The following is a 6,931-nucleotide window of genomic DNA, read 5'->3' as shown; positions in this document are numbered from 1 at the left end:
TGCTCCAGCGTATCCACGTTGACGCGGATCGACTGGTTGGCGATGCGGTCGCCTTCGGCGGCGCCCTCGTCGGCCAGCGACCGCTTCGGCGCCGGCTTGTCCTTGGGTTTTGCAGCGTCCTTGGCCGTTTCCTTGGCCGCAGGCGCCGGGGCGTCAAGCGCCGGCGCGGGCGCAGCCCTGACTTCAGCCTTGGCCACCGCTGCAACAGGCACCGGCGCTTCGATCGCGGTCTCGCGGAAGGCGCGCTCGAGCTCGTCGAGCGAGACTTCGCCCGGACGCAAGGGACGCTCCAGGGTCTGCTCGATCAGCGCGCCGGTGGTCATCGCCTTGGCCGGCGCAGCGGCCGGGGCTTCCGGCACCAAAGGCGGGGCATCGGCGACGGGAGCTGCGCTGGCGCCTGCTGCCATGGCCGCCATGCCCTGCTCGACCATCGCTTCCAGCTTGTCGATGAGGTCGCGGTCGTTACCTTCCGGCTCGGCTTCGCTCGCCTCCAGCCCGGCCAGAATCTCCTTGATGCGGTCGATCGAGGACAGGATCACCGTCACCGCCTGCCCGGTCACCGGCATGCCGTCACGGAATTTGCCCATCAAGGTCTCGCCGGCATGCGCCAGCGCTTCCAGCCGCGGCAGCCCGAGGAAGCCGCAGGTGCCCTTGATGGTGTGGACCAGGCGGAAGATGTTATCCAGGATCTTGGCGTTGTTCGGCTCCTGCTCGAACTTCACCAATTGATTGTCGACGGTGTCCAGGCTCTCGCTGGTCTCCGTCAAAAACTCCCGCAACAGATCATCCATGAAAAACAGGCCTTCATACAGGAAGGGCGCGCACGAGGCGTGATGCGCCATTTCGGAATGGGGCCAGCTTCACCGCAAAGCGTTTAATATTGGTTGAGTATGTGCAAAAGAACGGAACCAACAAAGAGATAAGGCGCTCCGGACAAGCCGAAGCGCCTCATCAAGACTGGATTAATATTCCGAGCGCGAAGGGCGCGTTTACGAAGCGGTAACGGTGATGGCTTCGCCTTCCGGCGCGAGCTTCACGGTGAGCCCGCAGGCCTGCGCCAACAGCCGCGTATAATAAGGCTGGATCGCATGCGCATCCGCGGCCGGCCCGCGCTCGCCGCTCAGGAGCTCGGAGATGTTCTGCGGCAGGCGCGCATTATGTCCGGTCGCGGTGATGCGGAAGCTCATCGTCTCGCCCTCGCCGATCGGATCGATCGTCAGCATGCCGCCGCGCGGGATCGTGTGCTGGGCAACCACCAGCATATTGAGCAGCAGCTTGACGCGATTCTTCGCCAGCAGCAGCCGCGGCAGATTCCAGGTGATCGAGCACTTGCCGTCCTCGATATGGCCGCGCGCCATGGTCTGGGCATCACCGAGATCGATCTGTGCGCCGGAGGAGCCGGCCGCGCCGAAGGCAAGGCGGCAGAACTGGAGCCGGGCCGAGGCCGTCTTGGCGCTCTTGCGAATGAGGTCGAGCGCGAACTCGCGGTCCTCGGGCTTGGGATCATCGTCGAGCACTTCGAGCCCGTTGACGATAGCGCCGACGGGGCTGATGAGATCGTGGCAGACCCGCGAGCACAGCAGTGCTGCGAGTTCGAGCATATCGGGAGCAGTAGCGGTCGCAGGCGACGAGGCGTCAGACATATAATGGGGTCCTGGAGGGTTCCTGGAATGCACGGCGCTGGAGCCGCGAATCACGCATGCTTGACGGATGCTGCGGGTTCTAACATTCGCATGCCCGCGGCAGCTAGCTTGCGATCGATGAGAGGTGGCCATAAAGCCCCAACCAAATCAATCGGGGCGAATCAGTCGAGGAGGACGAAATTGCCGATGAATGAGGCATCCAGGTGAAGCGGATCATCGACGGCGCAGCCGCAACCGGCCTGCTAGAGCCGCTCACCGCACTGGTGGTGAAGGCGGGCGAAGCGATCCTCGCCGTCAACCGTGCGGCGATGCGGGTCGAGGGCAAGCAGGACGGCTCACCGGTCACCGAGGCCGACCTTGCCGCCGATGGCATCATTGCGGAGGGACTGGCGCAGCTTGCGGCCAACGTGCCGGCCCTATCGGAAGAACGGACCCAGCTCGCCTCGCCGCCGTTTCAGGGCAGCTTCTTCCTGATCGATCCGCTCGACGGCACCAAGGAATTCGTTGCCGGCCGCGACGAATTCACCGTCAACCTCGCCCTCGTGACCGAAGGCGTGCCGCTGCTCGGCATCGTCTCCGCGCCCGCGCTCGGCCTGCTCTGGCGCGGCGTCATCGGCCGCGGCGCCGAGCGCGTGAGCTTCGACGGCACGACCGTCGGCGCGGCCGAGCCAATTCACACCCGCAAGTTTCCGGCGCAGGGCGCGCCCTGGATCGCGGCGGTGAGCCGCTCGCACGGCGATCCCAGGAGCGAGGCGTTCATCGATGCCAGACCCAATGCCGTCCGAAAAACGGTCGGCTCGGCCGTGAAATTCGGCCGGATCGCGGAAGGCAGCGCCGACATCTATCCCCGCTTCGGACCGACCTCGGAATGGGACGTCGGGGCCGGCGCGGCGGTGGTAACCGCGGCCGGCGGCAGGGTGACGGACGGCAAGGGCGGCGAGCTCCGCTTCGGCCAGCGCAGCGACAGCGGCTTCATCATCCCGGAGTTCATTGCCTGGGGCGACCCGCAGGCGGTAGATCGCTACTGACCGCTTGTTACTGGCCAAGCTTATCTTGGAGGGCGGGCCAGCGCTTGCCGACCTCATAGAGAAAGCGCTCCGGGTTGGTGACGAAGGCGTCGCGATTGGCTTCCCGGCTGAACAAATAGAGCCGCTGCGCCACGATCGCGAAGAAGCGGGGATTGCCGGCGACGACGACGCCGCGGGCGATATCGGCCGGATCATAGCCACCGAATTGTGGCCCGTAGATCTCGGGATGGGACAGGAAGGAGGCCCGGTTGCCCTCGTTCCGGAAGCGCCAGACCGCGCCCCAGAGGTTCGCCTCGAACTGCGCCGTCCCTCGCGCGGCCGCGCCATCGACGAAATAGGCGACGGGATCGAAGCCCTCCATGGCGACGCCGCTGAAGCGGTTGACGACGATCCGCTCGGTGGTGGCTGCCTCTGCAGGCAACCTCGGGCAGATGATCCAAATGCCCGCCAGCAGGCAGACGAGGCAAACGCGGCGGCCGATCAAGGCAATTCCGGGGCGCAAAGGGCTATCTTCCTGCCGTTGTGCCGTCATAGTTGCTGCGGATAACATCCGAGTCGAGGGGACATCCGGCGCAACCTAGAGCCGTGCCTGTTGGCGTCAGGTTAAGGAAGCGATCGGTTTCGATACCAGGGGTTCTTTTATGACTTTCGCATCACGCCTTGCTGCGCTCGCGCTCGCCGTGATGGTCGGCTGGATCGTGCCGGCCGCCGCCCAGCAGGCGCCCCCGCCCAACCTGCCGCCGCCGCAGCGCGCCCCGACGCCCAACACCTATGGGCCGGACGAGCTCGTGACCGCGGGCCACCGCTTCTTCGGCAACGTCTCGCGCGGGCTCGCCTCGATCATCGAGAAAGCGGTCAGCCAATGGGGTCTGCCGAACGGCTACATTCTGGGTGAGGAAGGTTCCGGCGCTTTCGTCGCCGGCCTGCGCTACGGCGAAGGCACGCTCTACACCAAGAATGCCGGCGATCTGCGCGTCTACTGGCAGGGCCCCTCGCTCGGTTTCGATTGGGGCGGCGACGGCGCCCGCACCATGACGCTGGTCTATAACCTGCCCGCCACCAACGCGATCTACCAGCGCTTCGCCGGCCTCGACGGCTCGGCCTATATCATCGGCGGCTTCGGCATGACGGCGCTCACCGCCAACAACATCGTGCTGGTGCCGATCCGGTCCGGCCTCGGCCTGCGGCTCGGAGCCAATATCGGCTATCTCAAATTCACGCCGAATGCGACCTGGAACCCGTTCTAGGTCTCTTCTCCCAACTGGGTACGGATCAAGGTTAACGACGGAGCGGGACTGGCTTTTTGCCGGCGCCCCATGCCATTGTCGTTGGTAAATTTTTCCTTAGCTCTGGGAGTTCTGGCCCATGGTCGAACCGATCATGTACCTGGCGATCGGTTTCCTGCTCTCGATGCTGTGCGGGCTTGCCATCGTGCCGCTGGTGCACAACCGCGCGGTGCGCCTGACGACGCGCCGGCTCGAGGCCGCCACCCCGCTCTCGATGGCCGAGATCCAGGCCGACAAGGACCAGCTCCGCGCCGAATTCGCCATGTCGGCGCGGCGGCTCGAGATGAGCGTCGAGCAGCTCAAGAACAAGACCACCAGCCAGCTCGCCGAACTCGGCAAGAAGAGCGATGCCATCAACCGCATGAAGATCGAGTTAGGGGAGAAGAACGCCACGATCTTCGCACTGGAGGCGCGCGAGAAGGCGATGAAGGAGCAGCTTCGCGCCACTGAGGAGGAGTTCAACGCCAAGACCGAGGCGCTGCGCGCCGCCGGGATTGCGCTGGCTGACAAGCAGGCCGAGCTTGCAAAGATCAACTCTGAACTGTCGGACCGCTCGATGATGGCGGAGAGCCGCCAGGTCGAGTTGGTCGCCGTGCGCGCGCAGATCGAGGAATTGAAGAACCGCGTCGGCGATGCCGAAAAGGAATTTGCCGCGACGCAAGCGCGCCTGGCGCAGGAGCGGACCGAATCCGAGACCGCCTCGCGCGAACTCGCGGATGCCCGGGGCCGCGTCGAGAATCTGAGCCAGCGTGTCACCGAGCTCGATCGCCAGCTCATCGTGCAGGTCAAGGAGGCCGAGATGCTATCGAGCCGCGTCGCCGACCTCGAGGGGCGCCTCGCCACCCAAGGCAAGCTGCTCGCCGAGCGCGACTATGAGAACAACCAGCTGCGCCAGGCCAACGAGAGCAATGAGCGCATCATCAAGGAGCTGCGCGTCGAGATCGCCGCCTTGAGCGGCGGCAAGTCGTCGGCCCCGTTCGAAGCGCTGCGCGCGGAAAAGACCGCGCTGGAGGAGCAGCTCCGCAGCGCGCGCGACGAGCGCGCCAGACTCCAGCGCGACATCAACGCGATCCAGCAGCAGGCGGAAAGCTCCTGGGCGACCGAGCGGATGGAGAACGCGCTGCTGCGCGAGCGCATCAACGACATCGCCGCTGAGGTCGCCAAGCTGGCGATGCAGCTCGAAGGCCCGAACTCGCCGATCGAGGCGCTGCTCGCGGCCGACGCCAGCCAGCCGGCCAAGCAAGCGCCGCGCCCGGCCAACGATGCTGCGACCAACGGCGCGGCCACCCTGCCCGAGGGCGGTGGAACGCTCGCCGAGCGCATCCGCGCCCTCCAGGCCCACGCCTCCCGCGCCCGCCAGCAGGGCGCTTAACCGGCCGAAACCCGGCCTACCAGCGAGTGGGATGGCTTGCGATCGGTTTTCCGGCCCTCCGGCGCCTGGAAACTTGACACCTTCGCCCCGCACTTCTAAATCGCGGGCTCCAATGTGCCGGCCGGCCGCAAGTCCGGCCGCCTGCATGATGGTCCCGGGCGCATAGCTCAGCGGGAGAGCGTTCCCTTCACACGGGAGAGGTCCAAGGTTCGATCCCTTGTGCGCCCACCATTAATCCCTTGGAATCAGCCACTTAGCGACGCGGTTCTCCGAGTATGTGCCCCAAAAAAGCTGGGGCACAACAGGGGCACGAAGCGAGCAATGATGGCGCGACGGCCTCGGAGCGGCTCGGCTGCTCATCGTGCGACCGTCCGATGTTCTCGCCACCCAACCGGTATAGGCGACCTCGTTTGTCTCGATGCGCTCTTGTCTGCGACGTTCCTGCACTGTTTCTCTCTGCCTTTAGTGCTTCTCAGGCGGTGAGCGATCACTCTGCCGAGCAGCAGGACTTCGGCTGCGCGCCTAAAGAAAATCCCGCCAGCCACATAGGGCTGACGGGTTCTCGTTTGCCAGTGCGTATCCGCGGTACTCGTCACCCATCCGCGATGGCGCATCGTGCAGCCATAACGGTTGACGTTGGATTACCGCTCACGATCTTAGCGGCTTCGTTCGACGTCGTCCGTAAGACCGATCGCGACGGCAGACAAGTTGAAAGTGTACACTTTCCGCCCCTCAAAAACCTCACCGAGCGGCGACGCAGGCCGCCGCGTAGTAGCTCGAAGCTCTTCAGAATCATGGACAGTCTCTGATTTGCGTTTGGGTTCTGCGAGCGCACGCAGCTGGCTGACCTCATCGGCCCGGATCTTCACTCGGGGGTCCCGGTGCCAGACATCTCGAATGCGGTTTTCGGACCAACTATCGAGCCTGCGGCTTAATCTGCGAAGCACAGCCTTCAGCGACTCGCCGGCATCGCTCGCCGGCCAACTTTCGAAGAAGGTCTGCGGCCTCGAGCAGAAGATGAAAGCCAAGCCGGGCGCGACTGGCCCAGCTGATCGCTCGCCGCAGAAATGTCCGGGCCATAAAGGTCCTCGTCGAGGCGGACTGCACTGGCGGAGGTGCTCAATGCCGACGCGACCACGTCCTCGCTCTGTTGAGGATCACATTTTTAAAATCGAAATGGGCACATGGTGTTTCGTGCCTGGCGAGCTTCAGGCGGATCGGCAGTCCGTCTGGATGGGTAAGCGTGTGGGCGCTCGACTGGATGAGGATTGTCTCCAATTGGAGACAAAATTACCGAGGGGATCGTCAGCCATACCGCGATCACCGGCATCCTAAGTACCTCGCAGATTATCGATTCCTAGTAGCTCGGTCGGAGAGCAAGCTACTGCGTGTCGTGGGCATGGAAACGAAGAACCCGATTCGCTGCGGGGCGTTTTTGCCCGCCCGCCCCCGATGTGCACGCCACCGGGATTTTACTTCCGCAAGTATCTAATAACTATGAAGAATCCCGCCCGTCTTTGACCGCGAGTGTTGCAAGCCGGCTACAGCAACGTAGAGGCGAACGACGTACTCTTAATCGGGCACGGAGCCAAACGCATCCGA

Annotated in this window: 6 protein-coding genes and 1 tRNA gene; 4 read left to right on the top strand and 3 right to left on the bottom strand. The window is 64.5% G+C overall.

Annotated features, from left to right (window positions below):
• The coding region (locus IVB12_RS23715) for an Hpt domain-containing protein (RefSeq protein ID WP_247302583.1) at positions 1–791 on the bottom strand (791 nt) is incomplete at its 3' end.
• Positions 792–989: 198 nt separating this feature from the next.
• Positions 990–1,643, bottom strand: a complete 654-nt coding sequence (locus IVB12_RS23710; protein WP_247302581.1) for a histidine phosphotransferase family protein — start codon at positions 1,641–1,643, stop codon at positions 990–992.
• 197 nt (positions 1,644–1,840) lie between these two features.
• Here IVB12_RS23710 and IVB12_RS23705 point away from each other — a divergent pair, with 197 nt between their 5' ends.
• Positions 1,841–2,671: a 3'(2'),5'-bisphosphate nucleotidase CysQ gene (locus tag IVB12_RS23705; protein ID WP_247302592.1), complete on the top strand. Its 831-nt coding sequence runs from the start codon at positions 1,841–1,843 to the stop codon at positions 2,669–2,671.
• A 7-nt stretch (positions 2,672–2,678) separates the two neighbouring features.
• On the opposite strand, the gene IVB12_RS23700 is transcribed toward IVB12_RS23705, so the two are convergent.
• Entirely contained in the window at positions 2,679–3,173 is a 495-nt protein-coding gene (locus IVB12_RS23700) for a YHS domain-containing (seleno)protein (protein ID WP_247302580.1), read from the bottom strand.
• Positions 3,174–3,312: 139 nt separating this feature from the next.
• Here IVB12_RS23700 and IVB12_RS23695 point away from each other — a divergent pair, with 139 nt between their 5' ends.
• The 3 genes from IVB12_RS23695 (at position 3,313) to IVB12_RS23685 (ending at position 5,560) form a co-directional block, all read left to right on the top strand.
• The gene (locus tag IVB12_RS23695) at positions 3,313–3,918 is read left to right on the top strand and encodes a DUF1134 domain-containing protein (protein ID WP_247302578.1); all 606 of its coding nucleotides are present in this window, start codon (positions 3,313–3,315) and stop codon (positions 3,916–3,918) included.
• Between the two features lie 118 nt (positions 3,919–4,036).
• The gene (locus IVB12_RS23690) at positions 4,037–5,329 is read left to right on the top strand and encodes a hypothetical protein (RefSeq protein WP_247302576.1); all 1,293 of its coding nucleotides are present in this window, start codon (positions 4,037–4,039) and stop codon (positions 5,327–5,329) included.
• A 156-nt stretch (positions 5,330–5,485) separates the two neighbouring features.
• A tRNA-Val gene (locus IVB12_RS23685) sits at positions 5,486–5,560 on the top strand.
• Positions 5,561–6,931 lie beyond the last annotated feature (1,371 nt).

Source organism: Bradyrhizobium sp. 179, from assembly GCF_023073535.1.
GTDB lineage: Bacteria > Pseudomonadota > Alphaproteobacteria > Rhizobiales > Xanthobacteraceae > Bradyrhizobium.
Note: the sequence above shows the minus strand (reverse complement) of the source record. Positions and strands in the feature narration are given on the sequence as shown.

Coding starts and splice junctions, on each gene's coding strand:
- IVB12_RS23710 (WP_247302581.1), bottom strand. CDS start 1,643: ATGTCTGACGCCTCGTCGCCTGCGACCGCTACTGCTCCCGATATGCTC.
- IVB12_RS23695 (WP_247302578.1), top strand. CDS start 3,313: ATGACTTTCGCATCACGCCTTGCTGCGCTCGCGCTCGCCGTGATGGTC.
- IVB12_RS23690 (WP_247302576.1), top strand. CDS start 4,037: ATGGTCGAACCGATCATGTACCTGGCGATCGGTTTCCTGCTCTCGATG.